Source organism: Afipia dichlorophenoxyacetatis (assembly GCF_055386385.1).
In genome coordinates, this window is the sequence record NZ_AP029250.1 from 2,589,807 (window position 1) to 2,615,615 (window position 25,809).

The 25,809-nt window shown below is 56.8% G+C and carries 30 protein-coding genes; 23 read left to right on the forward strand and 7 right to left on the reverse strand.

Annotation, left to right across the window (positions count from 1 at the left end; genetic code table 11):
- Positions 1-32: 32 nt before the first annotated feature.
- Positions 33-746 carry an SDR family NAD(P)-dependent oxidoreductase gene (locus ACZ5C3_RS12015; protein ID WP_464037880.1) on the reverse strand — a complete coding sequence of 238 codons (714 nt, stop codon included), beginning with the start codon at positions 744-746 and terminating at the stop codon, positions 33-35.
- A gap of 321 nt (positions 747-1,067) precedes the next feature.
- Between ACZ5C3_RS12015 and ACZ5C3_RS12020 the strand changes: the two genes are divergently transcribed.
- Complete coding sequence (locus ACZ5C3_RS12020; protein WP_464037881.1) at positions 1,068-1,295, forward strand: hypothetical protein; 228 nt, start codon at positions 1,068-1,070, stop codon at positions 1,293-1,295.
- 30 nt (positions 1,296-1,325) lie between these two features.
- Here the strand turns inward: ACZ5C3_RS12020 and ACZ5C3_RS12025 are convergent, their stop codons facing one another.
- Positions 1,326-1,592: a hypothetical protein gene (locus tag ACZ5C3_RS12025; RefSeq protein WP_464037882.1), complete on the reverse strand. Its 267-nt coding sequence runs from the start codon at positions 1,590-1,592 to the stop codon at positions 1,326-1,328.
- 171 nt (positions 1,593-1,763) lie between these two features.
- On the opposite strand from ACZ5C3_RS12025, the gene ACZ5C3_RS12030 reads away from it, so the two are divergent.
- Both ACZ5C3_RS12030 and ACZ5C3_RS12035 read left to right on the forward strand, forming a co-directional pair.
- Entirely contained in the window at positions 1,764-2,840 is a 1,077-nt protein-coding gene (locus ACZ5C3_RS12030) for an AI-2E family transporter (protein WP_464037883.1), read from the forward strand.
- Between the two features lie 120 nt (positions 2,841-2,960).
- A complete protein-coding gene (locus ACZ5C3_RS12035) occupies positions 2,961-3,584 on the forward strand; it encodes an HAD hydrolase-like protein (protein ID WP_464037884.1) in 624 nt (207 codons plus the stop codon).
- A gap of 156 nt (positions 3,585-3,740) precedes the next feature.
- Here the strand turns inward: ACZ5C3_RS12035 and ACZ5C3_RS12040 are convergent, their stop codons facing one another.
- On the reverse strand, positions 3,741-4,097 hold the full coding sequence (locus ACZ5C3_RS12040) for a hypothetical protein (protein ID WP_464037885.1): 357 nt from the start codon (positions 4,095-4,097) through the stop codon (positions 3,741-3,743).
- A gap of 36 nt (positions 4,098-4,133) precedes the next feature.
- Positions 4,134-4,388 (reverse strand): PilZ domain-containing protein, encoded by a 255-nt coding sequence (locus tag ACZ5C3_RS12045; RefSeq protein ID WP_464037886.1) that lies wholly within the window; start codon positions 4,386-4,388, stop codon positions 4,134-4,136.
- Between the two features lie 1,405 nt (positions 4,389-5,793).
- Between ACZ5C3_RS12045 and ACZ5C3_RS12050 the strand changes: the two genes are divergently transcribed.
- The 13 genes from ACZ5C3_RS12050 to ACZ5C3_RS12110 all read left to right on the forward strand — a co-directional run bounded on the left by ACZ5C3_RS12050 (position 5,794) and on the right by ACZ5C3_RS12110 (position 17,038).
- A complete protein-coding gene (locus tag ACZ5C3_RS12050; protein ID WP_464037887.1) occupies positions 5,794-7,335 on the forward strand; it encodes a hypothetical protein in 1,542 nt (513 codons plus the stop codon).
- A complete protein-coding gene (locus ACZ5C3_RS12055; protein ID WP_464044731.1) occupies positions 7,336-9,543 on the forward strand; it encodes a portal protein in 2,208 nt (735 codons plus the stop codon). It abuts the gene before it with no gap.
- 2 nt (positions 9,544-9,545) lie between these two features.
- The gene (locus ACZ5C3_RS12060) at positions 9,546-9,845 is read left to right on the forward strand and encodes a hypothetical protein (RefSeq protein WP_464037888.1); all 300 of its coding nucleotides are present in this window, start codon (positions 9,546-9,548) and stop codon (positions 9,843-9,845) included.
- 616 nt (positions 9,846-10,461) lie between these two features.
- A complete protein-coding gene (locus ACZ5C3_RS12065; RefSeq protein WP_464037889.1) occupies positions 10,462-10,980 on the forward strand; it encodes a hypothetical protein in 519 nt (172 codons plus the stop codon).
- Between the two features lie 512 nt (positions 10,981-11,492).
- A complete protein-coding gene (locus ACZ5C3_RS12070) occupies positions 11,493-12,452 on the forward strand; it encodes a DUF5309 domain-containing protein (protein ID WP_464037890.1) in 960 nt (319 codons plus the stop codon).
- A 67-nt stretch (positions 12,453-12,519) separates the two neighbouring features.
- Positions 12,520-12,885, forward strand: coding sequence for a hypothetical protein (locus tag ACZ5C3_RS12075; protein WP_464037891.1), 366 nt, complete (start codon positions 12,520-12,522; stop codon positions 12,883-12,885).
- 1 nt (position 12,886) lies between these two features.
- Positions 12,887-13,183 carry a hypothetical protein gene (locus ACZ5C3_RS12080; RefSeq protein WP_464037892.1) on the forward strand — a complete coding sequence of 99 codons (297 nt, stop codon included), beginning with the start codon at positions 12,887-12,889 and terminating at the stop codon, positions 13,181-13,183.
- Entirely contained in the window at positions 13,180-13,509 is a 330-nt protein-coding gene (locus ACZ5C3_RS12085; RefSeq protein WP_464037893.1) for a hypothetical protein, read from the forward strand. Before ACZ5C3_RS12080 ends, ACZ5C3_RS12085 begins: the two co-directional genes overlap by 4 nt.
- Positions 13,506-14,159: a phage adaptor protein gene (locus ACZ5C3_RS12090; RefSeq protein ID WP_464037894.1), complete on the forward strand. Its 654-nt coding sequence runs from the start codon at positions 13,506-13,508 to the stop codon at positions 14,157-14,159. Before ACZ5C3_RS12085 ends, ACZ5C3_RS12090 begins: the two co-directional genes overlap by 4 nt.
- A 9-nt stretch (positions 14,160-14,168) precedes the next feature.
- Positions 14,169-14,588: a hypothetical protein gene (locus ACZ5C3_RS12095; protein ID WP_464037895.1), complete on the forward strand. Its 420-nt coding sequence runs from the start codon at positions 14,169-14,171 to the stop codon at positions 14,586-14,588.
- Positions 14,588-16,042 carry a hypothetical protein gene (locus ACZ5C3_RS12100; RefSeq protein WP_464037896.1) on the forward strand — a complete coding sequence of 485 codons (1,455 nt, stop codon included), beginning with the start codon at positions 14,588-14,590 and terminating at the stop codon, positions 16,040-16,042. Before ACZ5C3_RS12095 ends, ACZ5C3_RS12100 begins: the two co-directional genes overlap by 1 nt.
- Positions 16,043-16,045: 3 nt before the next feature.
- The gene (locus ACZ5C3_RS12105; protein WP_464037897.1) at positions 16,046-16,423 is read left to right on the forward strand and encodes a hypothetical protein; all 378 of its coding nucleotides are present in this window, start codon (positions 16,046-16,048) and stop codon (positions 16,421-16,423) included.
- A 3-nt stretch (positions 16,424-16,426) separates the two neighbouring features.
- Entirely contained in the window at positions 16,427-17,038 is a 612-nt protein-coding gene (locus ACZ5C3_RS12110; protein ID WP_464037898.1) for a hypothetical protein, read from the forward strand.
- Positions 17,039-17,095: 57 nt separating this feature from the next.
- Here the strand turns inward: ACZ5C3_RS12110 and ACZ5C3_RS12115 are convergent, their stop codons facing one another.
- On the reverse strand, positions 17,096-17,923 hold the full coding sequence (locus ACZ5C3_RS12115) for a class I SAM-dependent methyltransferase (RefSeq protein WP_464037899.1): 828 nt from the start codon (positions 17,921-17,923) through the stop codon (positions 17,096-17,098).
- A 292-nt stretch (positions 17,924-18,215) separates the two neighbouring features.
- On the opposite strand from ACZ5C3_RS12115, the gene ACZ5C3_RS12120 reads away from it, so the two are divergent.
- From ACZ5C3_RS12120 to ACZ5C3_RS12145, 6 genes are read left to right on the forward strand one after another with little or no spacing between them, the layout of a single operon-like run.
- Positions 18,216-19,688, forward strand: a complete 1,473-nt coding sequence (locus tag ACZ5C3_RS12120; RefSeq protein WP_464037900.1) for a hypothetical protein — start codon at positions 18,216-18,218, stop codon at positions 19,686-19,688.
- Positions 19,685-19,993, forward strand: a complete 309-nt coding sequence (locus ACZ5C3_RS12125) for a hypothetical protein (RefSeq protein ID WP_464037901.1) — start codon at positions 19,685-19,687, stop codon at positions 19,991-19,993. The genes ACZ5C3_RS12120 and ACZ5C3_RS12125 overlap by 4 nt, the downstream gene beginning before the upstream one ends.
- Positions 19,983-20,387 carry a hypothetical protein gene (locus ACZ5C3_RS12130; RefSeq protein WP_464037902.1) on the forward strand — a complete coding sequence of 135 codons (405 nt, stop codon included), beginning with the start codon at positions 19,983-19,985 and terminating at the stop codon, positions 20,385-20,387. Before ACZ5C3_RS12125 ends, ACZ5C3_RS12130 begins: the two co-directional genes overlap by 11 nt.
- Complete coding sequence (locus ACZ5C3_RS12135) at positions 20,387-21,475, forward strand: tail fiber domain-containing protein (protein ID WP_464037903.1); 1,089 nt, start codon at positions 20,387-20,389, stop codon at positions 21,473-21,475. The genes ACZ5C3_RS12130 and ACZ5C3_RS12135 overlap by 1 nt, the downstream gene beginning before the upstream one ends.
- The gene (locus ACZ5C3_RS12140) at positions 21,472-22,761 is read left to right on the forward strand and encodes a hypothetical protein (RefSeq protein ID WP_464037904.1); all 1,290 of its coding nucleotides are present in this window, start codon (positions 21,472-21,474) and stop codon (positions 22,759-22,761) included. The genes ACZ5C3_RS12135 and ACZ5C3_RS12140 overlap by 4 nt, the downstream gene beginning before the upstream one ends.
- A gap of 19 nt (positions 22,762-22,780) precedes the next feature.
- Complete coding sequence (locus ACZ5C3_RS12145) at positions 22,781-23,062, forward strand: hypothetical protein (RefSeq protein ID WP_464037905.1); 282 nt, start codon at positions 22,781-22,783, stop codon at positions 23,060-23,062.
- Here the strand turns inward: ACZ5C3_RS12145 and ACZ5C3_RS12150 are convergent.
- The gene (locus tag ACZ5C3_RS12150) at positions 23,046-23,261 is read right to left on the reverse strand and encodes a hypothetical protein (protein WP_464037906.1); all 216 of its coding nucleotides are present in this window, start codon (positions 23,259-23,261) and stop codon (positions 23,046-23,048) included. The two genes, ACZ5C3_RS12145 and ACZ5C3_RS12150, sit on opposite strands and share 17 nt — an antisense overlap.
- A gap of 166 nt (positions 23,262-23,427) precedes the next feature.
- Positions 23,428-24,777 carry a hypothetical protein gene (locus tag ACZ5C3_RS12155; protein ID WP_464044732.1) on the reverse strand — a complete coding sequence of 450 codons (1,350 nt, stop codon included), beginning with the start codon at positions 24,775-24,777 and terminating at the stop codon, positions 23,428-23,430.
- 259 nt (positions 24,778-25,036) lie between these two features.
- Here ACZ5C3_RS12155 and ACZ5C3_RS12160 point away from each other — a divergent pair, with 259 nt between their 5' ends.
- The gene (locus ACZ5C3_RS12160; RefSeq protein ID WP_464037908.1) at positions 25,037-25,792 is read left to right on the forward strand and encodes a hypothetical protein; all 756 of its coding nucleotides are present in this window, start codon (positions 25,037-25,039) and stop codon (positions 25,790-25,792) included.
- Positions 25,793-25,809 lie beyond the last annotated feature (17 nt).

Here is a 25,809-nt window from a genome sequence, read left to right on the forward strand (position 1 = left end):
CATTCTGGGGTGGGGAGGCCGTCGCCCCGCGATTACCAGCGGCCCGCGTGCTGGCCGCCGTCGATATTGAGCGTTTCGCCGGTGACGAATTCGGCGCGCTCAAGATAGAGCACCGCGTCGACGATATCCTTCACTTCACCCATTCGGCCCATTGGATGCAGGCCCGCGAGAAACTCGTGCGTCTTCGGAGCGTGCATCGGTGTTTTGATTATACCCGGTGCTACTGCATTTACGCGGATGCCGCTCTTGGCATATTCGATGGCTAGCGCGCGGGTCACAGCATCGAGGCCGCCCTTGGTCAAAACAGCAAGACCTGAAGGCAACTCCACCAGCGGCTGGTCGACCAGAGCCGTGGTCATCTGCACGATATGGCCGCGACCTTGCTTCAGCATCTGCGGAATAGCGAGCTGCGTGATGTGAAAGAAGCCCGCGACGTTGACATCGAGCACGTTGAGGAAGTCGTCTTCGGTGTATTCGGTAAACGGCTTGCCGATGTAGATGCCGGCATTATTGATCAAGGTGTCGATGCGGCCGAAGCGATCGATCGCGGTCTTGACCACCTTTTTGGCCACAGCGCGGTCGCCGATGTTGCCAGGCACGGCGATGACGTTTTCATCCGAGCTCGGCTTGATGTTGCGGGAGTTGGCCACTACGGCGTAGCCAGCGTCGCGATATCCCTTGACGATGCCGGCGCCGAGGCCTTGCGATGCACCGGTAACGATCGCAATTTTCCCTGCGTTGCTCATGGTCGATCCCTTTCCAGGACAAGCGTGCTGAACCTACGGCAGGCATGCCGCAAGGAGAATTCACTCTTTGGGGGGAGGCGCTGAAGCGTCGTTGCTCCGCCTTCGGGTCTTCCGCCGTCCGTTCTTCGCTGGAGGACCGGCGACACCACTTATTTTGGGGACAACCGAGCCCTCCAGGTGGATGAGATTTCAAGACCGTCGAGAGGCTCCGGCCTCTTGATTCGATTTAAATGAACGTGACTGGTCGTAGGGGACAGTTCCGCTATTCGGGAACAAAATTGCGTGGTCCGCGTTTGTCCTCATTGAAAGAAAGGCGGCTGGATGAACGACATTGTAGAACGATGCCTCAACACCTTCGGCATGATGCACGGTCTGACGAAGGATGATCTCGATGTGAAGAGGGTCGAATTGACCGGCTATATCGAGAAGCTGAATGCGGAAGGCGAAGAGGATGCCAACCGGCTGGCTGTCAGCGGGTTGACCTATCTTCGTAACGGCATGAAGCATTCCGACGTCCCGGAGACGCAGGCTTCCAACCGATCGGCATGAGAGAAGAGGCTTGGCGTAGCCGCTTTGCGGCTATCGCCGCCGGCCCACCGCTATTCCAAGCACAAAGGCCAACAGCAGCGAGCCGAGCGGCGCTTCCCGCACGACGTTGCTGAGAATGCTGAGCGGCATTCCCGGCTGCTTGGCGGTATTAATTGTGTTCTGAATCGCATGGATGGCGCGCGAGACCGACTCGCTGACGGATCCTTCCGGTTTCTTACCCGGAATGGCTGTTGGCTTCTCGCCGAGGATGTTGTCCGCGCCTTCGTAGATAAAGGGCGGGTCTGGAAAGTCCGGCATTGATGAATCCTCTCATATACGTAGCATCGATCACTTGTAGAAACGTCAGCGAGCCGGGCATGTTCCGTACATGCGTTATCAGGCCTGGCGGAGGACAGGTGAGGCAACAGCGCCGGTGTTGGGCGCGGATCTTCAGTAAAGTCGGCGGCAAAGATCGTCGGGAGCGACGCGATGACCAGACAAGCCGGCGAGAAGCGTAGCTTCGAAGACACCACTTTTCTGCTGCTCATTGTCATTGTCACCATCGCATTCGGCTGGATCTTGCAGCCGTTCTATGGCGCGATCCTCTGGGCGATCGTGGGTGCAGTGATCTTTGCGCCGCTTTACCGGAGGCTGCTGCGGTCCACCGAGAAGCCAAGCCTAGCCGCGACAATCGCGGTGTTGCTCATCACAGCGATGGTGATCCTGCCGCTGGCGATGGTCGCGACCTCACTGGTTCGCGAAGCCACCGGCATCTATGCCAAGGTGCAGTCAGGCGAGATCAATTTCGGCGCATATGTTCAGCAGGTGTTCGATGCGCTGCCGGGCTGGATCAGAAGCCTGCTGGATCGCGTCAATCTTCCGGATTTATCCACACTCCGCGAAAGCTTGTCATCTGGTCTGATGAAGGGCGGCCAGGCGTTGGCACCGCAAGCCCTAACCATCGGGCTCAATACGTTCGACTTTCTGCTTGGCCTCGGCATCATGCTTTATCTGCTGTTCTTCCTGCTGCGCGATGGTGCCTATCTCGCGGATCGATTGAAGCGTGCCATTCCGCTGCGTGAGGATCAGAAGTCCGCGCTGTTTTCTCGATTTGCCATCGTCGTGCGCGCCACGGTGAAGGGCGGAATCCTGGTGGCGATTGTGCAGGGGACGCTTGGGGGATTGGCGTTCTGGTTTCTCGGCGTCCGCGCGCCGCTGTTGTGGGCGGTGCTGATGACCTTTCTGTCGCTGCTGCCAGCGATAGGCGCGGGGATTGTGTGGCTGCCAGTCGCGATCTATTTCCTCGCCACCGGCTCGATATGGCAAGGAGTATTTCTCATTGCCTGGGGCGTGCTGGTCATCGGTCTCGTGGACAATCTCCTGCGGCCCTACCTGGTCGGGAAGGACACCAAGCTGCCGGACTATGTCGTCCTGCTGTCGACACTTGGGGGAATTCAGGTGTTTGGACTCAACGGATTCGTTATTGGCCCGGTGATCGCGGCAATGTTCATGGTGGCGTGGGAGAGTTTCGCCGAGTCACGGCAGGTGCCGCTGGACGAGGGCTGAAGGCCTCTGATCTGACTCGGAGCGTATGACGCAAAATTGCGCGCCTGTGACAGTCGGACAGGTTGATCGTTGTTCCGGTGGCTCGTATCAATCGGTCTTTGCCCGACATGGTTTCCCCGAATGCGTAAATACAAGCTTGTGATCTTTGATCTCGACGGCACGTTGCTGGACAGCTTTCCGTGGTTTCTCAGCGTCGTGAACGATGTCGCCGGGACGCATGGTTTTCGCCGCGTGGCGCCGCATGAGGTGGAGGAGATGCGCGGCAAGGGCTCGCGGGAGCTGGTGGAGTTTCTCGGAGTCCCGTTCTGGAAGATTCCGGCGATCGCCCGCGATATGCGGCGCATGAAAACCGAGCGACTCAAGGATATTCCGCTGTTCGCAGGTGTCGACCACATGCTGCGTCACTTCGCGGAGGCCGGTGTCGTCACGGCGATGGTCTCGTCCGACAGCGAGGGTAACGTTCGAGCGGCGCTTGGGGATGCCACGCAATACATCGCGCACTTCGACTGTGGCGCATCGATGTTCGGCAAAGCGGTGAAATACAAGGCCGTGCTCCGGCGCACGGGCATTCCGGCGTCCGACGCCATTTCCATTGGCGACGAAGTGCGGGACGGTGAAGCGGCGCAGAAGGCGGGTATCGCCTTCGGAGCGGTCAGCTGGGGGTATGCCACACCAGCGGCGCTGGCGAAGACATCGCCGGCATTGGTATTCTCCAGCATAGATGACATCCGCCGGCTCGTTTAGTGTGGCGGTTCAGAAGTCCGCATCATCGTGCGGCGAGTCTGGAATGCGGACTTCTGAACCAAAGCCACACGAGATCTATAACTTGCTAGTGTCCTTCGATTCCGAGGTTCGCAAACAAACGTGCCGCGGAATAATGCGAACTTTGGAATCGGGACACTAGCCCTCGGCTGTCCTGAACATCTGCGAAAGATCGCTCAGCAGGCTGCCGAGCCAGACGCCCGCAAGCACGCCCGCATCCTTGACCCCGACATCGTGCAGCGTGGCGTGCCGTCCCGCGAACAGCATCTGTAGTGCCTCGAAAAGCCCGACGGCGCAAATGAGGAACCCTGTGATGAACATCGACTTCTTCGGGTAGGCGAGAACGAACAGTGCGGCGACGACGAAGAGCGCCACGAACCGCTCAAGGTTTGGCGAGAAGTGCGTGACAGGACGCAGCCAGATGGGCGCGTCGGTGAACAGGAAGATCGCGAGCAGCGAGCACCAGGCGAGCAGGCGGAAGATCTTTTGAGGCATTCAATATCGCGGTGTTTGAATTTCAGTACGAGCGGCTCAGTCGAGAAACTTGACGCCGGTCATTGATCCGTTGCGCCAGACCACCTGGCAGTGTTTGCCGGAGGGCGCGGCATTCCACCGCAGGGTAAAGGTGCGGGGTAGCGAGCTTTCGCGCGGAAGCACCAGTCTCGCGCCATGGGCGGAGAGATCAATAATCTTGCATTCTGTTCTCTGTACATCGTCCGGCGAGATCCATGCGTCCATGTGGCGGACCATGCGCCGGCCGTGTCGCTTAGCTTTGGTTTTGAGCATGTTCTACCTGGGCATATCAGGCTTAATTTAGGCGTTGCTTGATCATTCAAATTCTAACGATCGGCATTTGCGCTGGAGACGTCCGCAAGCGAAGTACGCAAGGAGGATACGAAAGAAGAAGCCAGCCGACAGGGCTGGCTAAGATCCGAGCGAAGCTAATGTCGCTACTGTAAAATCATTACGTCTGTTTAATGATTAAATCAAACCACGCAGCGTGCAGTGAGTCTGTAGCGGCGGGGGCACACTAAGGTTGTTTCTGGTGGGAACTTTGCCCGCGGCGTGCTTGCGTTGTCGTCATCTGCCCTGGGTCAGTCGGCGAATGTCCATCGATCCGCGGCAACAATCTATTTAGCAAACTGCAGAACGAGCGGGCCGAACTCTCCGAAAGGGAGATCAGGTATTGCGTGCCAACTTCTGCGAAGTGATCTTCGTCGTTATCCCAAACGATCCAGTTGTCACAGGGGTCCGGAAACGCTTCGAACCGTTGATCAATAGCTTCCAATAACGCGCCTCTTCTTAAATCGGGGGCTTACGATGCAAAACAGTAAGAAAAATTGGCGAGAGTTGGGCGAGCAAGAATGAACAATGAAATTCCTGCGCGCGATTTTCTTGTAAAAATTTTCCGAAGCCTAACGAATAATGAAATAGAGGTGCGCGACGATCCTGCCATCTGAATCTTCGGCGCATGTACGATAACGAACATAGCTACGTCACGTGCATCGCAGGCAGTATATTCGCATACTATGACAGGTGGTGTGATGGCGCTTTTCACTTATGCGCGCGTACACCACGCGTATTCACGCTATTCAAAGTCACGGATCGTTCTTCCTGTTTACGCGATAACCCAAATGGCTTATTGGCGTAAGTGGATCGTGACAAGTTGCGCCCGCCGGACACCCGAGCGGGCGTTTTTTGTTTTGAGATGAGCTCTAAGAATGGCGCGGCGAGGAGCGCAAGCAATTGCGGTTCATCTGATCGCTGTCGCCGAATTTGAGTTTTCACATTATTCAATGCGGAGGCTTGTCGTCTTTGTTTACGCGATGGCGTGAATGGCTTATTGGCGTAAGTGGATCGTGACAAGTTGCGCCCGACGGATATCCCGCCGGGCGCTTTTGTTTTGAGATGGTTTTTAAGATGGCGCAGCGCGGAGCACGAACAACGCGTAAGGCGAGCGCTGCCAAGGCGAGTACTACCGATACAGGCTCTGCCGCTCGCGTAACGAACGTTCGCAGGGCGGCCAGCGATCTCTCGCCCGTCGATTACATGCTCTCGATTTTGCGTGATGAGGCACAATCGCAAGGGGATCGGATGGACGCGGCCAAAGCGGCGGCGCCGTATTTGCATGCGCGGCTGTCCGGTGTGAAGCATTCCGGCGAGATGGTCATGCGCCACGAGGACGCGTTGAATGAACTTGACGATGCGCGAAAGACAAATTCGCGTAAGACTTCGCGATGACTTTCCTTACTACGCATCGAAGTGCCTGAAGATCAGATCGAAGTCCGGCAGGATTGAACCGCTGATTCTGAACCGGGCGCAGCTTCACGTTCATGAACGGCTCGAGGGGCAGAGGGCCGAGACCGGAAAAGTCCGGGCACTGATCTTGAAGGGACGGCAACAAGGTTGTTCCACTTATGTGGAGGGCCGTTACTACCACCGCGTCTCGCACGGCCGCGGCTTAAGAGCCTTCATTCTCACTCATGAGGACGCGGCGACGCAGAACCTATTCGAGATGGTCACTCGCTATCATCAGCACTGCCATCCACTGGTGAAGCCGTCGACCGGATCGGCCAACGCCAAGGAACTGAACTTCGACGTGCTCGACAGTGCCTACAAGGTCGGCACCGCTGGCACGAAGGGCGTGGGGCGTTCATCGACATTGCAACTGTTTCACGGTTCCGAGGTCGGCTTCTGGCCGCATGCCGACACGCATGCCGCTGGTGTGCTGCAGGCGGTGTCGGATGAGCCTGGCACCGAGATCATTCTGGAGAGCACGGCCAACGGTGTCGGCAACTTCTTTCATCGCAAATGGCGCGATGCCGAAGCCGGCAAGAGCGATTACATCGCAATTTTCATTCCGTGGTTCTGGCAACAGGAATACCGCAAAGCGCCGCCGGCCGACTTCATGCTGGACGAGGAGGAGAGCGAGTATGCCGCGTTTTACGGCCTCGATGACGAGCAGATGTCCTGGCGCCGGAACAAGATCGTGGAATTGAAAGATCCGGTGCTCTTTAAACAGGAATATCCGGCAACTGCTGCGGAAGCATTCCAGATGTCCGGACATGACAGCTTCATTCCGCCCGCGCTCGTCGCGCGTGCGCGCAAGGCGCAATGCGAGGCGTCGGGCCCGCTGGTGATCGGTTACGATCCCGCATGGATGGGCAGCGATCGTCACTCGATGGCGTGGCGGCGCGGGCGGCGTGTGCTGAAAGTGGAATCGAAGCAGAAGCTCGACACCGTGCAGGGCGCGGGCTGGGCCAAGGCTGTCATCGATCGTGACAAGCCGACAAAGATGTTCATCGATGTGGGTGGGGTCGGCGCAGGTGTGTTCGACCAGATCCGCCATATGGGTGAACCTTACGCTTCTATCATCGAAGCGGTGAATTTTGGTGCTGCGCCTTACGAGCCGCCGCCGCTCGATGAGCGCGGCAGGCCGAGCGGCGGGCCGCTCAACCGGCGTGCGGAGATCTGGATGAAATCGAAGGATTGGCTGGAAGATTCGTCCGGCGCGCAAATCCCTGACAGCGACAGCCTGCAGGCCGATGCCTGCGGCCCAACTTACAAATACGACAGCAACACACGGCTGGTGCTGGAGAAAAAGGAGGACATGCGGCGGCGCGATGCGCTCAGCCCCGACGAATGGGACGCGGTGGCGCTGACCTTCGCCAAACCTGTTGCGCCTTCATCGTTCAACCGTCCCATCAACTATCCACGTCAAGGCATCGCATAAATGGCAAAAATGTCTGTATCCACGCTGCAGGCCATGCTTGCGGCGGAGAAGGCCGATGCGCTGGCGGCAACCTCGTCGGCACGGCTCTCCATCGAGCGCGCTGACGCGATGGACTATTACCTCGGGGACATGCGCAAGGACATGCCGCAACTCGAAGGCCGCTCGGGCGCGGTCTCTACCGATGTGGCGGACACCATTGAAGGTCTGATGCCGAGCCTGATGGAGATCTTCTGCGGCTCTGATGAGATCGTCTGCTTCAATCCGGTGAGCGCGGAAGACGTTGCTGCCGCCGAGCAGGAAACCGATTATGTCAATCACGTCTTCATGCAGCGCAATCCGGGATTCCTGATCCTGTATTCGTTCATCAAGGATGCGCTGCTGCAAAAGGTTGGCGTGGTGAAAGCCTGGTGGGAAACGCGCACGGAGGAAGAGCGCGAGACCTACATCGACCAGTCCGATGACGCCTTCGCATTGTTGGCGCAGGCGGTCCTCCAAAGTAACGGTGCGCTCGCCATCGAGGCGCATACGCGGAAGGAAAACCCCGGGGCGGTCAATCCGGCGACTGGCCAGCCGTCGATTCTTGTGACCCACGACATCACCATTGTCACCACCCGCAAGTTCGAGCAGGCGCGCGTTGAGGGGGTTCCTCCCGAGGAATTCGGCATCGAGCGCAACGCGCGCTCCATCGCTGCCAGTAATTATTGCTTCCATAAGATCGTGACGCTGACCGAGGCTCAGTTGATTGAGCAGGGCTATGACGGTGCTCAGGTAAAGGCGCTACAGACCTATGGCAATACGTCCAACACCGAGGAGCTGAGCCGGGACAGTGTCGATGAGGAATATTGGGCGGACAGCAGCACCAATGCCGCATCGCGCATCATCGAGGTGGTCGAGCATTACATCCGGATGGATTACGAGGGAAATGGCAGGGCCTGTCTCTACAAGGTCACGACCGGCGGCGGCCAGGAAGAGATTCTCCGCAAGGACGGGCGCGAGGACATCGAGCAGGTGGATATGATGCCGTTCGCCGCGATGACGCCAGTGATCGTCACCCATCGCTTCTTCGGCCGCTCTATCGCGGACCTGGTGATGGACATCCAGCGGATCAAGACCGCGCTGGTGCGCGCGATGCTGGATGCGCAATATCTGGCGAACAACCCGCGCACCATTGTCTATGAAGGACTCGCTAGCGAGAACACCATCGACGATCTGCTGGTGGCGCGGCCTGGCGGGATTATCCGCGCCAAGACGCAAGGAGCGGTGGAGCCGTTCAAGCATCCGGCCATTGCCGGCGATGTGCTTCCGGTGATCGAATATATGGACGCCACGCGTGAGTGGCGCACCGGTGTCACGCGGCAAGGGCAGGGCATTGATGCCAACTCGCTGCAGAACGTGTCGGCGACTGCATCGGCGCAGGGTTACAGTGCTGCGCAAGCGCGCATGAAGCTGATCGCGCGCATCTTCGCCGAGACCGGTATCCGCGATCTGTTCCTGCTGCTGCACGGCATCATCCGCAAGCACGCCACGCAGGCCGACACCGTTGAGCTACGTAAGCAGTGGGTGCCGGTCGACCCCCGCGGTTGGAAGACCCGTAACGATATGACGGTGAAGGTGGGGCTTGGCTCCGGAACCCGGCAGGAGCGGGCGGCCAATCTCACCATGCTGATGAACCTGCAGAAGGAGGCGATGATGGGCGGCTTGCCGGTCGTCACGCCGAAGAACATCTTCAATGCGGCGAAGGAGCTGTGCAAAGTCATCGACCTGAAGGATGTCAGCCCGTACATGACCGACCCGGACTCGCCAGAAGGCAAGACGATGGCGCAGGCCTCGTCGCAAAAGCCGGACCCAGTGATGGCCGGACTGCAGATGAAAGCCGCGCTGGACGAGAAAGCCGATCAGCGCAAGGCGCAGATCGAGAGCGTGCAGGCGCAGGCGGACATCGAGACCCAGCGCGACAAGACCCGCGCTGAAATGGCGCAGACCGAACGTGACTTCACGCTGAAGCGGGAGCTGGCTTTGTTGGAAGCCGACCTGGAGCGCGAAAAATTCAAACGCGAGGAAGCGCGCCGGGACCGCGAACACGAACAGCGAATGGAGCATGCTCGCCAGATGCACGAGCATGCCATGGCGCAGGGGCACTTCAACCTGGCCGCGGGTGCCGAAGCGCACCAGCAGAAGATGGCGCACAACACGCAGGGCACCGTTTGACGATGATCGACGAATTGAAGGCCAACAACGAGATGTCCCGCGGCGCGCGGGCAAAGGCGTTGCTCGATAACGTGCTGCTCGACGAGGCGTTCAGCGCCCTTGAAGCGGCTTATATCGAGCGCTGGCGCGCCACCCACATCGATGACGAGCGCGGGCGCGAGAAGTTGTTCATCGCCGTGAATGTGGTCGGCAAGGTGCGTGCACATCTCTCTAGCATCGTCGCTAACGGCCACGTGGCTGCGAAACAGCTCGACGATCTGGCCCGCGACGCCGAGCGGCGGAAACGGTTTGGGATTGGGTAAACGTCGGTCCGTTCATTGTGTTGGGATCTAATTCCTAATTATTGCGACGCCGCAACGCTTTAGGCGGCCCTCATATTGTAGGAGTTTCCGAGGGTAGCTACGCTAATTCAGCGATTCTTGGCGAAGTAAACTGGCGTTTATCTGGTGCTGCCAGGGCAAGCGCGGCTCGCGATTAATTGATTATTACGTGTAGATATGGCTATCTTCAACCGGGGGGAAGTTGCCATATGTCCTTGTCGGAAGAGTCGCGCGAGAGAATCCAGCTATACGCGACCGATCAGCTATACCGCACGATACGTACGGCTATCAGGGGAGCTGTCGCAGTCGCGGTTGCGTATTTTATCTTCAGGGCTGTGGAGGCCATCGCCGGACAAGACACGAACTTTTCTGTCGTAATGTCGTTGGTGTTGACCGCTTTCGCCGATTTCAGATTTGCAGTTGCTATAACTCTTGGAGGGGCGGCGACAGTGTGGGCGATGGTTGAAAGGGGCTTACGGCATCGAAAAGTTGATTACATGCAGGGCAGAATCAAACAATTAGAAGGTCAGTTGGATCCAAATCGTAGTAGCTCTGGATTGACGACAGCCGGTAAAACAAACCCAGGAGATAAATTCCGATGATTTACGCGGATGCAATCGCAGGCTTGTTTGCCTTTTCGCTCTTTATTGTTTTCTTTTATGGACCTTGGCAGCAAACAGTTACTGATGTTGCGCGCCAAGTTGTTTTTGAGCAGCGCGACGCCGTATTCGATATGGCGAGCGCAGGCACCATGGATTTCGATTCCGACGAGTACAAATCTGTCCGCAAGTCGTTCAACCAATTCATCCGTTTTGCTCATGACCTCACTTGGGTAAGGTTTGTTGCTCTGTATCCCGTTGGTGACAGCGAGCCGTCGGCTGTAAGCAAAGCGCTGGGAAAAATCGAGAATCAAGAAACGCGGAAGCAAGTCGCGAGACATCTTCGACGTGCCCGTCTAGCTATAATGACCATGATGGTGTTCAAATCTCTTCCGCTGCTTATTGCATCAGCCATTGTTGCGATCGTTGCACTATGTGTCGGAAGCTTGCGGGAAATAATTGTGAAAATTGACAGTGCGTTCGGAGAACGAATCCAAGCCGAAGCCGAGAGCGCCTGATTTTCCAATCTTTCCAGTTGCCGATGTGGCAACCTCGGATATCAATCAGATTTAGCCAATAAGGCTGACGCCGCCCCTCCGGACGCTGTTGAGATAGAGAGCGACGGAGGCTCCCGGTGAGACGCAGGACAACGGCCCGGCTGACATAGCCGCTCCCCGGATAGTCCGAGGTCTTGGACGAAGCAACGACCCTTGATCTGAACTCGAACCGTGCGATGCGGACGCTTCCGCTGCGCATGACAGCAAGGTCCTGGCGATCGTTCGCCAGAGTCACCACACAGCCGTTCACTGCACGGAGTCATTCCGACCGCGTGCAGGTGAGGCGGCTATGCGACGCGCAGGTCTCAATTTTCTAACGCGTTTTCTTCACGCGAACCGTTACCCACTTCGCTCGAAAACGTTCTAGCGCGTCGCGAACAGTCCAAGCACTTCATAACGTCTCAACCCAAACGCCGGCAATACCCGCGACGCACTCGCGTGGAGCCGATGCCGGCGAGAAAGGAAACATATCCATGGCTATGCCATCTAATACTTTTGCCACCTATGAAGCGGTCGGCAACCGCGAAGACCTGTCGGACGAGATCTTCCGTATCGATCCGACCGACACGCCGTTCTTCACCATGTGCGAGAAGGTGAAAGCCTCAGCCGTCAATCACGAGTGGCAGACGCAGGCGCTCGACAGCCGCGACACCGGCAATGCGGTGCTCGAAGGCGATGACGCCACGACCGACGCCACCGTGCCGACGGTGCGCCTGGGCAATATCTGTCAGATCTCCGACAAGGTGGCCCGCGTTTCAGGTACGCAGCAGGCGGTGGAGCACGCCGGGCGCGGCGACGAGATGGGCTATCAGAAGATGCTGAAGGGTCTCGCGCTGAAGCTCGACATCGACGCCATTCTCTGTGGCACCAACCAGGCCAAGATTGTTGGCGACGATGCCACCGCGCGCAAGACCGCGTCAGTTCTCTCCTGGCTCAAGACCAATACATCGAAGGGGACGGGAACTGCTGCTGATCCGGCAGCAGCAAACGGCACCGGGACCCGCACCGACGGCACACAGGTGGCCTTCACCGAGGCACGGCTGAAGACCGTGCTGCAATCCTGCTGGACCAATGGCGGCAAGCCGAACATCATCATGTGCGGCGGCTTCAACAAGCAACAGTTCTCGACCTTCACCGGCCGCTCCACGCCGATGGAGGACGCACGCTCGAAGAAGATCGTGGCCTCGGTGGACGTCTACGAATCCGATTTCGGCGTGCTGAAGGTGGCGCCGAGCCGCCAGGTGCGCCCGCGTGATGTGCTCGTCCTGCAGGACGACATGTGGGCGGTGGCGCATCTCAACGGCCGCAAGATGGTGGCCGTGCCATTGGCAAAGACCGGCGATAGTGAACGCGCGCAGCTCCTGAGCGAATACGCACTGGAAGCCCGCAACGAGAAAGCCTCCGGCGGCGTGTTCGACAACACGGCCGCTTAAGCTTTTACGCATCTCCCTGCAACTCATGGGCGGCCTTCGGGTCGCCCATTCTTTTTGGAGGCTCTCAATGACTCTCGCTAATCCGCGCCCGCTCAACATCATCCGCGTGTTCGCGCACATGGCGGACTGTTCCACCGCGGGCAGTGCGTTCACCACTGCGCCGTGCCGCGGCAGAGTGGTGAAGATGGGCTCCGTCATCCATGCCGCAGTCACTACTGCCGACAACATCATCACCACGAACATCAAAGGTGTCGCCGTGACCGGCGGCGGCTGGACCATCGGGTTCACCGGCTCTGCGGCCGGCGATGTCGATACCGTCGTTCCGGCCGATGACAACGCCGTCAACGAAGACGACGCGATCGAGTTCATTACCGACGGCGCCGGCAACGGCCCGGTGCCGACAACCTTCTTCGCGGACATTCAGATCGCCTGACATGAAACATTCAACCCGCATCGGCGTCACGCAGACCATTGCCTATGACGCATCCGCAGCCATCGCCAACGCGTTCGGCCCGCAAACCTATCGCATCAGGCTGGTGTCGAATTCAGCCTGCCATTTCCGGATCGGCGACGGCGTGCAGACCGCTACCGCTGCCGATCCCTATCTGCCGGCCAACTGGGAAACCTTCGTCACGGTCACGCCAGGCCAACGCATCTCGGCCATCAAGGCCGCAACCGGTGGCCTGGTGACCTCAACTTCCGGCACCCTGTGGGTGACGGAACTGCAATGAGCGTTCACACCTCCCTCCACATCGATGAGAGCGCGCAGAGCTTCACGTTCAAGCGCTCGCAGGATGTGGAGGACATCATCGAAGCCAACAAGCAGGCCGCAGCTGTGCCGCAGGCAAGTGACTGGGGGCGGCATGTCGCGCGTATTCCCAATATCTTCCTCGAGCAATGGCTGAACGAGGAATACGCCCGCGGCAATGTGAGCCTGCGACTGTTCACACCGGAATTCGACCGGTTGGTCGCACGCAAGCTGCAGGATCCTGACTGGCGATTTCTGCGCATCGATGCGCCGTCCACACGGGCGGGCTGGATTGGAGGTTCGTTGTGAGTCTTGCAAACTATGCCGATCTACAAGCGGCCATCGCCGAATGGCTTGGCCGCGAGACCGATGCTGGCATTCTCGCGCGTGTGCCGGATTTTGTCCGCCTGTGCGAAGCGAAGCTGAATCGCGATCTGCGTTCCAACAAGATGGAAAAGCGGTCGACGACATTGGTGAACATGCTGAGTGATGAGCCGGAGTTCGTCAGCCTGCCGCTGGACTTCCAGACCATGCGGCGCGTGCGCCTGAATGGTGTGGAAGGCAAGCCGCGTCTTGAGTTTCTGAGCGGACGACAGGCGGACGAATTCCGCACACGCTCCGGAAACGCGCCGGGGCGTCCGCAGTTCTTCACCATCTTCGGCGACGAGATGGAGCTGATCCGCACACCAGATATGGCTTACACGCTGGAGATGGTCTACCGCGCCAACATTCCGGCGCTATCGGACACCAATCCTTTGAATTGGCTGCTTGAGACATCGCCGGATATCTATCTGTACGGGGCGTTGCTCGAGACCTCGCCCTATATCAAGGAAGATGAGCGCCTCTCCACCTGGGCAACAGGATTCAAATACGCGCTCGACAGCATCAATCAACTTTCGCGCGATCAGGCCTACAACGCGGGCCCGATGACCGCGCGTGTTACCGGCTCAACGCCATAAGGACAGACAATGGCGACATTCAACAAGTTTCAAAGTTTCGTAGAGGCCCTGGCCGAGAAGGTGCATAATCTTCAGTCGGATCAGCTTAAGGCCGCATTGTCGAACACGCTTCCAGTAGCGACGAATACTGTTCTTGCCAACATCACGCAGATCGCGGCGACGAGCGGTTATCCAGCCGGCGGCATAGCACTGACCGTTGCATCGTCTGCTCAGACGTCAGGGACATACAAGCTTACAATCAGCGACGCCACATTGACGGCTTCCGGCGGCGTTGTGGGGCCTTTTCAGTATGTCATCCTCTATAACGACACAGCGGCGAATGATGAGCTTATCGGCTGGTATGATTATGGAGTGGCCTTGACGCTCACGAGTGGAAATTCGTTCACGATCGATTTTGACGGCACCAACGGCGTTCTGACGATCACCTGATGGCAAAGCTTTACAATCTCGCCCGGATGACCACGTCGACGACGGGGACGGGTGCAATCACGCTTGGCGTTCCAGTCGCGGGCTATCTGACATTCGCCCAAGCAGGCGTGGCTAATGGCGACGTTGTCGCCTACGGCATCAAGGACGGCAACAACAGCGAGATTGGGACGGGCACCTATAGCCCTGGCGGCCCGACGCTGACGCGCACCGTGTCACGCTCGACGAACGCTAATGCGGCGTTGAATCTGTCAGGTACGGCCGAAGTTTTCATCACCGCGCGAGCGGAGGACATTCTTTCGTTCGATGCTGCCATGTCGCTGACCAGCGCGCAGCAAGCGCAAGGTCGCAGCAACATATGCGCCGCGCCATTCGATGCCCTTGCTTCCAAAGGTCTTCAAACAAATGGCGGTTGTGAAGTCAGCCAGCAATACGGGCAAAACCCTGTTGCTGCTGTCAATTCCTATTTGCTCGATGGCTGGCTGGTGAACACGAGTGGATTTGTCGTCTCAGGACAACAGGTATCTGATGCACCGCCGGGGTACAACAATTCACTAAAGATCTCTGTTACAACAGCAGTTCCTTCGATTGGTTCGAGCGAATTTATCGTCATTAGTCACTACATCGAAGGTTACGATTCGGTTCAATTAGCGTTCGGCAGCGGTAATGCTCAACCCATTTCATTCGGGTTTTGGGTTAAGGCCCATAGACCTGGCACATATTCCGGAGGTGTTCGGAACGGCAGCTTCAACCGATCCTATTCATTCACTTTTACAATCAATGCCGCTGATACATGGGAATTTAAAACTGTTACCGTTTTTGGTGACACATCCGGAACGTGGTTTGGCGACAACAGGATTGGATTGGCCGTCACGTTCGTCCCTGCATGTTTTAGCGGGTCTTTGACAACGCCCGGTGCGTGGATGAATGGTAATTTCGTTGGAGCCACAGGAAGCATCAACGGCGGCGCAGCGACGACAGATACGTTCCAAATAACCGGGTTGATTATATTGCCCGGCCTCGAATTGCCGATGGTAGGTAGCTCGCCGTCCATCATGCGTCCGTTTGATCAAGAGCTTTTTCGCTCTCAGCGGTTTTATTCAAAGGGCTTTCCTGTAGGCACTCCTCCTTTCAATGGTGGTGGCGCGTCGCGCATCTCGGCCTTGGCTTGGGCTACTACTGCGATTACCAGCCAAATGATCCGATTTCCACGAAACATGCGGGTGTCGCCAACGATGACGTTCTTCTGTCCAGCCTTTCAAGGCGGCACGAATGACACACCTGTCAATGGTTTCTGGCAATGGTTGCCTAACGGGAGCGCTTGGAGAAACACCGCAGTCATCACCGCGCAAGACGTCTATGAGGACAGCTTTAACGTAAATATGGGCGTGAGCGGTGCGACGGTCGGAGGGGCTTCTCTTGTTTTGGGCAACTGGACCGCGAACGCGAGATTGTGAGCCATGACCAAGGCATATGTGCTAACCGCTACTGATATAGTTGTTCGTGTTGTGGATGGTGCTTCTATTCCGAGCGGTCCAGCTAACCGAGATCGTGCAGAGTACGAAGATTGGCTTGCTGGAGGTAACACGCCAGACCCTTACGTCCCGCCCGTGCCAGCTAGCGCTACGAAGCTCGGGCTCAAGCGGGCATTCGATGAACTTGGCGCATGGGATCAGGTGAAAGCGGCGATTGCGACTGACCCTGATGCACAGGAAGAATGGGATTTAGCGCTTGAGATCAGGCGTAGCGACAAGTTGGTGCAAGAGTTGATCGCGGCGCTGCAACTCTCGTCAGATCAGGTGGATCACATCATCATTCGCGCGAACGAATTGGTTTAGTACGTGCTTGGGTTCGATGCTCTAGGCCGCCTCGCGCTCGGGCAAGGCGCAGACCAAGCCGCGTCGACAATTGTACTGGTCGCAGGGACCGGCTCATTTGTTCTGACAGGCAATTCAGCAGCGTTCAATATCAAGCACGCTATCGGAACAGGATCGGTCGCCTTGGTTGGTCAACCTGCTTCGTTCAGCGTTATGCAACCCACTGCTTCTGGGTCATTTGCCCTTTCCGGCAATCCTGTTCAGCTCAATGCAGCGATTGCACCTGGAACTGGAGACTTTAACATAAATGGCGAGGATGCAGCCTTCCGAACAAATGTCCCGCTTGGATTCGGCGCTTTCGCGCTCGTCGGAAATGAAGTCGCATTCACAACAATCTTTGGGACCGCAGCAGGCGATTTCATTCTGACGGGGTGGCCTGTCGCCTTCATCGTCATCCCTGAATGGTGGATACCGATTCCGGTAGATCAAGACGGCTGGGCCGAGCAGCCAACGCCATCAGACCCATGGGTCATTGTTGCGAAGGCTTCAGAGGCCTGGACGACCAAGCCTGCGCTATCGGACGGCTGGACCGAACGCAGCAAGCCCTCTGAAAACTGGACGGACGAGACAATTTAGCATGCCATTGATTCAATGGGGTGAGTACCGGGCCGGACGTTTCGGATCATGAGGGCGCTAGATTGGTTTACATATGAAGCAATGATACCAGCCAAGTATCGTTGCTAATTTTCTGAGCTCGGGCCCATCAGGCGCGAACTTCTTCCCAATCACAGGAAGATAATTTTGCACAAAGCCGCGTTTTTCATAGCGCTTAATCGTAAAACCGGCTTCCACGAGCTCGCGCTCAACTCGAGCCTTGGATCTGATTTTGATCGTAACAGGAGCGCCTAGTTCTGAATGTTCTGCGACATGGCTACGCCAATCATCGAACGAATTCTTCATTCGGTTTCGCAGAAGCCAGGTTGCCAGCAGGTAGACGTTGAAGAAACTGTATTTTGAATAAACGGCAATTCTCAGTTCGCCGTCTGGCTTGAGCAAAGAGCGGATTTTCCGAAGGTAGTCTTGTTCATGGGCGATGTGATGAAGGACGCCAAAGGAGTAGACAACATCGAAGTCGCCGGCGAGGTTTGATGAAAGTAAGTCTCCATGGATCAGTTCGGAGGCCTGAGACGAGAGGCCCATCATCTCGATATGACGTCTCGTCAATTCGAGATGATTAGCCGTGACATCCAAGCCGGTATAGATCGCGCCGTACCGCATCATTTCAATAGCATCAATGCCGTTGCCAACGCCGATTTCGAGAACTCTCTTGCCGTTAAGAGAGACGAAATCGAATGTCGTTGGGATGAAGGGCGTTTCATATCCATATCGGTATGAACGTATTCGGTCGAAATAGAGCGTTGATCCTTTTTCCGCGCCCAAAGCTCGATCGCTGCCAACCGCCTTGCTGTTCCAAAGCTGTTGAGCTGCCTTGTTGCTGTTCTCTGCGAAATCGGGACGCATGGATCGAATTCCAATTAGTCAATTGGCATGTACTAAAGCCGTTTCCCAATTGAATACAACCCCGGCCGCCTTCAGGCGGCTTTTCATCGCTCTCCAAGGGTAAGTTCCATCTCAGGAAGCGATGGCAGGCCATGCATTCTCCTCGGATTTTGATCCCAGGCCTTTGAGGCTGACTGATTCGACGGGGTTGCGGCGAAACCAAATTTGAAACCGACACACCCAAACAGTCCGAGATCTAGGCGCCTCAAGCGCGCCAGCCAGGAATTCGGACGCAGATCTATGCGAGTGATCCATGCCTCTGATTCAATGGGGTGAATACAAGCCCGACGTTTCCGACTACCTCGCTACAAACACAAAGAACATCCAAAACGTACTCCCGCAGGGTGATGGATACGGGCCGTTCCCGGACTTCACGAGCTACAGCAATTCGCTGCCTGCGGCCTGCCGTGGCGCGTTCTATGCTCTCCGCGGAGACGGCACGGTTGCGACGTTCGCCGGAACGGAAGACAGGCTCTATATTCTCAATAACACCACGTTCTCTTGGAGCGATGTCTCGAGGGGAGGCGGCACTTACGGAACGCTGAACCCAACAGCGCAGTGGCGATTTGCGCAGTTCAACAATCTGGTGTTCGCGACGCAGGCAAACGACGTCTTGCAGGTATTTGATCTTCAATCCTCGACAGAATTTGAGGACGCACTCGGGGGCCCGCCACAAGCCGCTTATATCGAAGTCGTTGGCCGTTTCCTCGTGCTGTCCGGTCTTCTCGAGACGCCGTATCGCATCCAGTGGTCCGGGTTGAATAATGTCAACACGGCAGACTCCTGGACGAGTGGTCTCAATTCGTCGGATTTCCAGGACCTGCCGGATGGCGGCATCGTGCGCGGCGTGGCGGGTGGCGAGTACGGCACCATATTTCAGGATCAGGCGATCCGCCGCATGACCTACGCGCCCGGTTCTCCGGTGATCTTCCAGATTGAACGTGTCACGCAGGACCAAGGACTTTATGCGCCTTACAGCATCATACGCTCTGGCGACGCAATCTTCTTCTATTCCGCAAAAGGGTTCTACCAGATCGAGCCGGGAGGGCTGCCGCAGCAGATCGGGCGTGAGCGAGTGGACCGTTCGTTTTTCAAAGACCTGGATAAAAGCAACCTGCAGCTCTTCATGGGCGCTGCCGATCCACGCGGCACCCGCGTGTTCTGGGCTTATAAATCAGTCAACGGCGCAACGGGATCGTATGACACCATCCTTGGTTACGACAGGGCGTTAGATCGGTTCTTTCCGATCAGCATGAGCGGGCAGTATCTGCTGGGAATTTCGCAGACTGGCGTCACGCTGGAAGGGCTCGACGAACTTTCATCCTCGATCGATGCTCTTGTTGCGTCTCTGGATAGTTACGCCACGTCGGTCACGCCTGAGATCGCGCAATTCAACAAGGCTGGCACGTTGGGTTTCTTCCGAGGCGCGAACCTTGAAGCCACGCTTGAAACGGCGGAGCAGGGCACTGACGGGCGGCGGATATTTCTGAAGGGATTCCGGCCGATCACAGATGCCAGCCCTGTCTATGGCTCGGCTTCGTTCAGGGACAATCAGCAAATCGCACCGGTATTGATTCCGGAATCGCTGATCAACCCTCGCACCGGCCGCTGCGACTTTCGTAAGGACACGCGTTACTCCCGCTATAAGGCGCGTATCCCTGCCGGAACAAGCTGGACGTTCATTGCGGGCGTCGAGCCCGATGTCACGACGGCGGGTAGCTTATGAGCGTCGCAATTGTTCAGACCAACGAGAAAGACCTCACCAAGTTCGCATTTGCCTTGCAGCAGCTCGCGCAGGGGAGATCCAATGCGGTGGGCGAGGTGACGCTGCAGCATGACGCAACGGCGACCACAGTGAGCAATCAGACCTGCGGGCCTGAGAGCATCGTACTGCTGATGCCGAAGACGGCGAATGCGGCGGCCGCGCTTGCGACGACTTACGTGACTGCGACGGCGCCAGGCACGTTCACGCTCACCCATACCAGCGCGGCCTCGACGGATCGCACGTTCGGATACGTGAATGTCGGTTGAGTTGATCTGCGTTGCTCCCGACCGCGTTCACGAATTCTGGCCCCACGTTTCCGACCTGATCCATCGCGCCATCCGCCGCACCAATCTCTCGCATTCGCAGGACATCGATTTCGATGTGCTGAATGGCGATGGCCTTCTGTGGATTGCCTGGAACGGAAGCGCCGTGGAAGCGGCGGCAACGACGTCGCTGATCGAGACCGATGCGGAGAAGGTTTGCGTGTTGACGGCCTGCGGCGGCAAGAACATGCGCCGCTGGCTCAGCCTTCTTGGCGAGATCGAAGATTATGCAAAAGCAGAAGGTTGTTCGCGCGTCCGCATTTTCGGGCGCAAGGGGTGGGTGCGCGTGCTCGAACGCTATCGCATCCGTAACGTTATCCTGGAGAAAGAACTCTAATGGGCGGTGAAAGCAAGCAGACCACCACACAGCAAAGCCAGACCCAGCCCTGGGAGGCGGCGCAGCCGGCGCTCAAGGGCATTCTGGATCAGCTCGGCACTCTCATTCCGAACAGCGGGCTGTCGCAGACGTCGCAGAACGCCATCAATCAGCTTCAGCAGAATGCGCAGGCGGGCAATCCCTATGCCCCGCAGATCGGCAGCCTGGCGACGAATCTGCTGAGCGGCGGAGGGGCGACGGATCAGTCGGGCAACATCAATCAGGCTTACCAGACCTATCAGCAGCAGACGAACCCGCTCGCGTCGAACACGAATTACGATCCCTACAGCACGCCGGGATTTGCGGATGCGATCAAGACGGCCAGCTCCGACATCACGAACGGCGTCAACAGTCAATTCGCGGCGGCGGGCAGAGACTTCAGCGGGGCAAACTCGCAGGCGCTGGCGCGCGGCCTCGCGCAGGGGTTGGCGCCAACGATCGCCGCTCAATACAACCAGAATGTCCAGAATCAACAGGGCGCGGCGAGCAACCTGTACTCCGCGGGCAATACGACCGCAGGCTTGCAGTCTGGCTTGCAGCAGCAGGGCATTCAAAATCAGGTGCAGGGTGCGCAGACGGCAAACGACGCGCTCAATGCGCAGAACTATACGCCGCAACAGATGCTGCAGCTCGAGCAGTTGAAGCAGCAATTGCCGGCGCAGACGTTGTCCTTGCTGGCGCAGATCGGCGTGCCGATTGCAGGCCTCGGCAATCAGTCGAACAGCACGGGCGAGACGACGAGCGAAATGTCCGGTGCGGATCAGTTCGCGAAGATCCTGGGCGGAATCGGAAGTCTCGGGAATCTTGGCAATCTCGGCAATCTCAGCAAGCTGTCCGATCGGCGCGTGAAGGAAGATATAGCTCAGGTGGGAGCTCTGTTTGATGGCACCCCCGTTTATCGCTTCCGTTATATCGGCCAGCCCGGATTCCAGATCGGTCTTATGGCACAGGATGTTGAGAAGACGACGCCGGAAGCAATTGGCCGGCTCGGGCCGCTCAAGACGGTCGACTACAAGCGCGCGACGGACAAATCGATGCAGATTGCTTGAGCGACGAGCCTTCGCAAGCCGAAACGAACCATAAGGAGAAGATTGCAATGGGGCTGCTTGATTATTTCGATGAAGACTCTCCTCTCTCCGGAGGGTTGTTTGGCGGTGACGATCCTTCTCGGTCTGTCCCTCCGACGGATATTCCCGGTGGGGATATTAACGCGCTTTCCGCTCCGATGTTGATTGCAGGTGCCGCAAGCTGCGGCATTCCGGGACAAGGGCAACTCTCACCAGCGCTGCCACAGTGGCTGCAAACGGTGCCTGATCAATCCCGATCAGCGCTGCCAATAGCTGGCCTTACGCAAGCTCAGTTCGATAAGCGGTTCTATGCCGGGACGGATGGATCGAACTCGGCCGGAAATATTCAATCCGCTCCGCAGTCAGATGCTGGCGTCGGCGGCTCATCTCGGTTCGACCATGCGTTCGATCCGCAAACGTATGTATTGAATAATGCATCGCCTTCATGGTTACAGCATGTGGTGCCCAAGAGCCCAGGTTTACGTTCAACGCTGCCAACAGCATCGACGCAAACGTCATTCAATGATCGGTTCAATGCAGCGGATAGGGGAAATTCGACGAGATTTCTTCAAACTATCGCGCCGTCTGATGATGAGTCTCGTTTCGACGATAGATTTCCGAAACTCAACCCAGATGAAATGAAAGTCGCGGTCGAGAAAACCGCTGCATTACCGCAAACGGACAAATATCGGCAGGTCGTTCGGCGGGAGATTGATAACCTGAAGGCCAAGGGTATGCCCACGGGGGAAGGGCTGCAGCGTCTCATTGTTCATGGCATGACCATGAACGCGGATGATGAAATCATGGCGGGCGTTGCAACACCTTTTGAAATGTTTAAGCGGGGCACTTGGAGTCCTGCTGAGGCGTATCGGTATGCCAAGGCTCAAGAGGACATGATACTTGACGACTCTCGCAAGCAATATGGCTTGGTTGGCAAAGGGGCTGAAGCTCTTGGCGGCGTTCTCGCGGGTGGGGTCCTTACCAAAGCAGGGCTTGCAGCGGCCGCCGGGCTCGCTCCCGAGGCGACTCTGATCCAGAAATTTCTCGCGCATCTTGGAGATGGTGTCGCCCAAGGCGCTGTTGCCGGTGCGTTTGATGGCAATTCCCTTTCCGAACGTCTAAAAAACGCAGCGCAATACGCGGTGCGGCACGGTGTCGAGCATGGGGCGGTTGGGACTGGCTTGCCTGTCGCCTTCAGCGCGTTGAGTAAATATGTCGCTCCGGTAGCGAAGAATATCTGGAGCCGGGTAAATCCCGCTGTGTTCTGATGGTCAGATTGATGAAGGTGTGATCAAGCAGCGCTCTCTGGACCTCGGTAAAATCGGTAGAGCGTTGAAAAGCGTTGCTGGCACCATCACGCTGCTATCTGACGAGCAGGGCGAGGTTCGTCTGCACATTGCGGAGGCATTGCTATCGCGTGGAGAAAAGAATGGACCCGACCCGGCGCTCAGATTGATTGACACGGTTCAGGGCGCTGCGTTGCGCCGTCTGGGGCATTCCGATCGGAAGGTGGTGCGGCGCTTGCCGCTGTGCCTGAAGCGACGGATATTCGCTATTTCTTCGGCATAGAGAAGAATGCCGCCGGAGGTACTCCCACGTCACCTATAAGTGGCTTCGCGAGATACAAAACAAAAATAACTAACGCCCAGAGGATTAATTGCGTGAGGACATCAGGCAAGCCTGGCCCCCAAAAAGGCTCTCTTGGTTTTTCGCGATCTAGCTCCCGTTCGTGCGGCTCCAGATCGACAGGTTTATCGGGATCGTTCATGGCAAATTACCGTCTTGAAAGGAGCGGGTGTGAATTTTCATTTTATAGTTGATCGGCAATAACCGCGGTTAGCTTGCGCGATGGTGATCTGCTGCTGACAGCTACCCGAACGATCGTTCGCGGCGGGAGCCAAAGGCTGTGAATGTGAGCCGCGAACCAGTAGTCATTACTGAGTTTTCTTCCCGCTGTTCTGAACAGCTTCGGTCCAGCGTTTGGACCATGCTGCAAGTTCGCTCTTTGCAGGTTGCGGCCATTCTTTCACTGGGGGCTTCACGACAATCGGATTGCCGGGCGATTTCCACGCAAAAAAGACGTGCTTGCTGGTGGGGTCGAGCGCAAACATCAATGATTTATCGCTGCACTCATCAGGGAGACAGGACGTTCCGACGATGACATTGCCTTTGTCTTCTATCGTCCCTTGTCCGCCGCGTACCATGGACATCACTGTTTCGCGGTAGCCCAAAAGCAAGGTCTCGATCGGAACGACCATGTCGGGATGTTTGAAGATCTCTTCCGGCTTCGACAAATTCTTGCTGCGGAGATCGTTCAAAAGATCGCCGGTCACAGCATCGCGGGGCGGAGGGGGATTCTTGCGAAGATCTTCGTGGTCTTCCCATTTCTTAAGCCAATCATCGAGTTCAGCACGCGCCAGCGGCGACCATTGTTCGGCTGCGGGCTTTACGACAGGCGGCTTTTCGAACAACTTCCACGCGACAAATCTTTCTTTAGTCTTTGTGTCGAAGACGAAAATGATTTGTTCGTCATCGCAGAAGGCATTGGGCCTCGCACAGGCTTTTGCAACGAAGAGGTCCCCTTTGTGTTCGACGTCCCCCGCTCCAAATGCGGCGTGAGCGATCCGATCTTCATCTATCCCCATCCAGGCTTTGATCGCTTCCTTCATCTGAGGATGACTGAACAGAAGCAGCGGGTGATCCACACGCCCCGCGGAGATATCCTGCCAGAGATCAGAATCTTGAAACGGATTTGGCAGGTTCGCGTCGACTTCCGCGGACATGCCTTTGTCGGGCGTCCAAGTCCATGTTTTGGGCTTATAAGCCTTCGATCTCAAAAAGTGGATCGCATCTTTCTCGACTTCGTAGGTGATCTCGCCACAGTCACCTTTCGGGCCGTGCAAACGAAAGGGGCGATCCTTTGGAAACGACACGACGAAAATTGCGGGCTCAGGGCAGAGAGACCCACCTTCACTGCTCGACCCGATGAGAGCACCAGCACCTGCGATGGTGTGCTCTTCGTTGATGGACACATATCTATCTTTGACGACGGTCTTCCCGTCGATCATAAGCCGCTCGGTGTTGTCCTTTTCGACTATTCTCACCCTGTGGCCGAATAATTCTTTGTTGTACGAATCCGCCGCCTGAGCTGGAGCGATGGTCATGCAGCCTGCGAACAACGCCGCGCCAACGCCGATGAAAGCCGGCCAGACCTTGCGCATGCGATAGCTGCGAGGAAAGCACGCAACGACGTTGCGAAGGATGTGAAGGAAATAGCGCTTCATCACGTCCTCAAGTCTCGGTGCGAGTGAGATCGGCGACGGTTGACATGATTCTGCTACGAACGATGACGATCGTTCGCGGACGACGTTCAGGAACTGGTGGGACATAAGTCTTCCGATTGTAACGAGACCGAGCGTCGGCTTCTTTACTCAAAAACACATTTGCAGTATGGAACATTTGAAGAACAAATGCAACCGTAGGCATTATTGTTGATGCCTACACGCTGCATCTTGTCCGTTTGCAACGGATGGGATCACGGGAGTGTCTCGGGAAGTGGCCTATCCAAAAGGGGAAGTTCGAAGTGCACTTGCCAAAAGAAGCCCGTCAGAAACCAAAAGGAGGGTGGGTGACGACTATCAAGGAATTCGTCGAGTTGGTGACAAAGGAAATGTCGACGGCTGTAGGACGGTCGGACGCTATCGTAAATCTTCGCTGATGATCTTTTATGAGGCTGCTGTTATGGAACGCGCTATTTTTCGTTGGTTGATTGCTGTTGCCATCGCGACAGTCTCCTTGGTCGCTCCATCTCGATGGGGCTTTGCGCTTGAGCGCGATAGTCAAACCTCACCGGTTGTCTCGCAGGCAAGCGCGACCTGTCCCTCTCGCGAGTTCAGTGCGTTCTTTAAGGTTTTTTCCACGCGCTCAGACGTGCAAAGAAAATTCACACGCCTTCCACTCGATTACCTCCGGCTTGATGCTGATTTGATCGGGACAGATAAGGAAGATCAAGCGTTCAAGACGCGACTTATTGAAAGGTTTGAAGACATACCTTTGTTCAATAAGGGCGTAATCTTTCCGGGCGAAACGGAAAGAAAGAAATACGAACTTCGTGTGGAAGTTACGACACGCAAGAACTCTCATTCCAATCCTGATGCGGATCCAGAGCGAGTCATCAATGACTCGGAAAGCGCGACGGCAACAATCTTTGTTCCTGACACGGGTTTCCGTATCCACTTTCGCTTCCGGAGGGATTCGCGTTGTTGGTTTCTGTACGGCATTTCCGATCGTTCAATTTAGCAGATTAAGAACAACGC

Coding starts and splice junctions, on each gene's coding strand:
- ACZ5C3_RS12060 (WP_464037888.1), top strand. CDS start 9,546: ATGATCGACGAATTGAAGGCCAACAACGAGATGTCCCGCGGCGCGCGG.
- ACZ5C3_RS12045 (WP_464037886.1), bottom strand. CDS start 4,388: ATGCTCAAAACCAAAGCTAAGCGACACGGCCGGCGCATGGTCCGCCAC.
- ACZ5C3_RS12030 (WP_464037883.1), top strand. CDS start 1,764: ATGACCAGACAAGCCGGCGAGAAGCGTAGCTTCGAAGACACCACTTTT.
- ACZ5C3_RS12100 (WP_464037896.1), top strand. CDS start 14,588: ATGGCAAAGCTTTACAATCTCGCCCGGATGACCACGTCGACGACGGGG.
- ACZ5C3_RS12085 (WP_464037893.1), top strand. CDS start 13,180: ATGAGCGTTCACACCTCCCTCCACATCGATGAGAGCGCGCAGAGCTTC.
- ACZ5C3_RS12080 (WP_464037892.1), top strand. CDS start 12,887: ATGAAACATTCAACCCGCATCGGCGTCACGCAGACCATTGCCTATGAC.
- ACZ5C3_RS12155 (WP_464044732.1), bottom strand. CDS start 24,777: ATGAAGCGCTATTTCCTTCACATCCTTCGCAACGTCGTTGCGTGCTTT.
- ACZ5C3_RS12120 (WP_464037900.1), top strand. CDS start 18,216: ATGCCTCTGATTCAATGGGGTGAATACAAGCCCGACGTTTCCGACTAC.
- ACZ5C3_RS12105 (WP_464037897.1), top strand. CDS start 16,046: ATGACCAAGGCATATGTGCTAACCGCTACTGATATAGTTGTTCGTGTT.
- ACZ5C3_RS12050 (WP_464037887.1), top strand. CDS start 5,794: ATGAACTTGACGATGCGCGAAAGACAAATTCGCGTAAGACTTCGCGAT.
- ACZ5C3_RS12135 (WP_464037903.1), top strand. CDS start 20,387: ATGGGCGGTGAAAGCAAGCAGACCACCACACAGCAAAGCCAGACCCAG.
- ACZ5C3_RS12095 (WP_464037895.1), top strand. CDS start 14,169: ATGGCGACATTCAACAAGTTTCAAAGTTTCGTAGAGGCCCTGGCCGAG.
- ACZ5C3_RS12130 (WP_464037902.1), top strand. CDS start 19,983: ATGTCGGTTGAGTTGATCTGCGTTGCTCCCGACCGCGTTCACGAATTC.
- ACZ5C3_RS12020 (WP_464037881.1), top strand. CDS start 1,068: ATGAACGACATTGTAGAACGATGCCTCAACACCTTCGGCATGATGCAC.
- ACZ5C3_RS12015 (WP_464037880.1), bottom strand. CDS start 746: ATGAGCAACGCAGGGAAAATTGCGATCGTTACCGGTGCATCGCAAGGC.
- ACZ5C3_RS12125 (WP_464037901.1), top strand. CDS start 19,685: ATGAGCGTCGCAATTGTTCAGACCAACGAGAAAGACCTCACCAAGTTC.
- ACZ5C3_RS12150 (WP_464037906.1), bottom strand. CDS start 23,261: ATGAACGATCCCGATAAACCTGTCGATCTGGAGCCGCACGAACGGGAG.
- ACZ5C3_RS12040 (WP_464037885.1), bottom strand. CDS start 4,097: ATGCCTCAAAAGATCTTCCGCCTGCTCGCCTGGTGCTCGCTGCTCGCG.
- ACZ5C3_RS12075 (WP_464037891.1), top strand. CDS start 12,520: ATGACTCTCGCTAATCCGCGCCCGCTCAACATCATCCGCGTGTTCGCG.
- ACZ5C3_RS12025 (WP_464037882.1), bottom strand. CDS start 1,592: ATGCCGGACTTTCCAGACCCGCCCTTTATCTACGAAGGCGCGGACAAC.
- ACZ5C3_RS12070 (WP_464037890.1), top strand. CDS start 11,493: ATGGCTATGCCATCTAATACTTTTGCCACCTATGAAGCGGTCGGCAAC.
- ACZ5C3_RS12035 (WP_464037884.1), top strand. CDS start 2,961: ATGCGTAAATACAAGCTTGTGATCTTTGATCTCGACGGCACGTTGCTG.
- ACZ5C3_RS12055 (WP_464044731.1), top strand. CDS start 7,336: ATGGCAAAAATGTCTGTATCCACGCTGCAGGCCATGCTTGCGGCGGAG.
- ACZ5C3_RS12115 (WP_464037899.1), bottom strand. CDS start 17,923: ATGCGTCCCGATTTCGCAGAGAACAGCAACAAGGCAGCTCAACAGCTT.
- ACZ5C3_RS12065 (WP_464037889.1), top strand. CDS start 10,462: ATGATTTACGCGGATGCAATCGCAGGCTTGTTTGCCTTTTCGCTCTTT.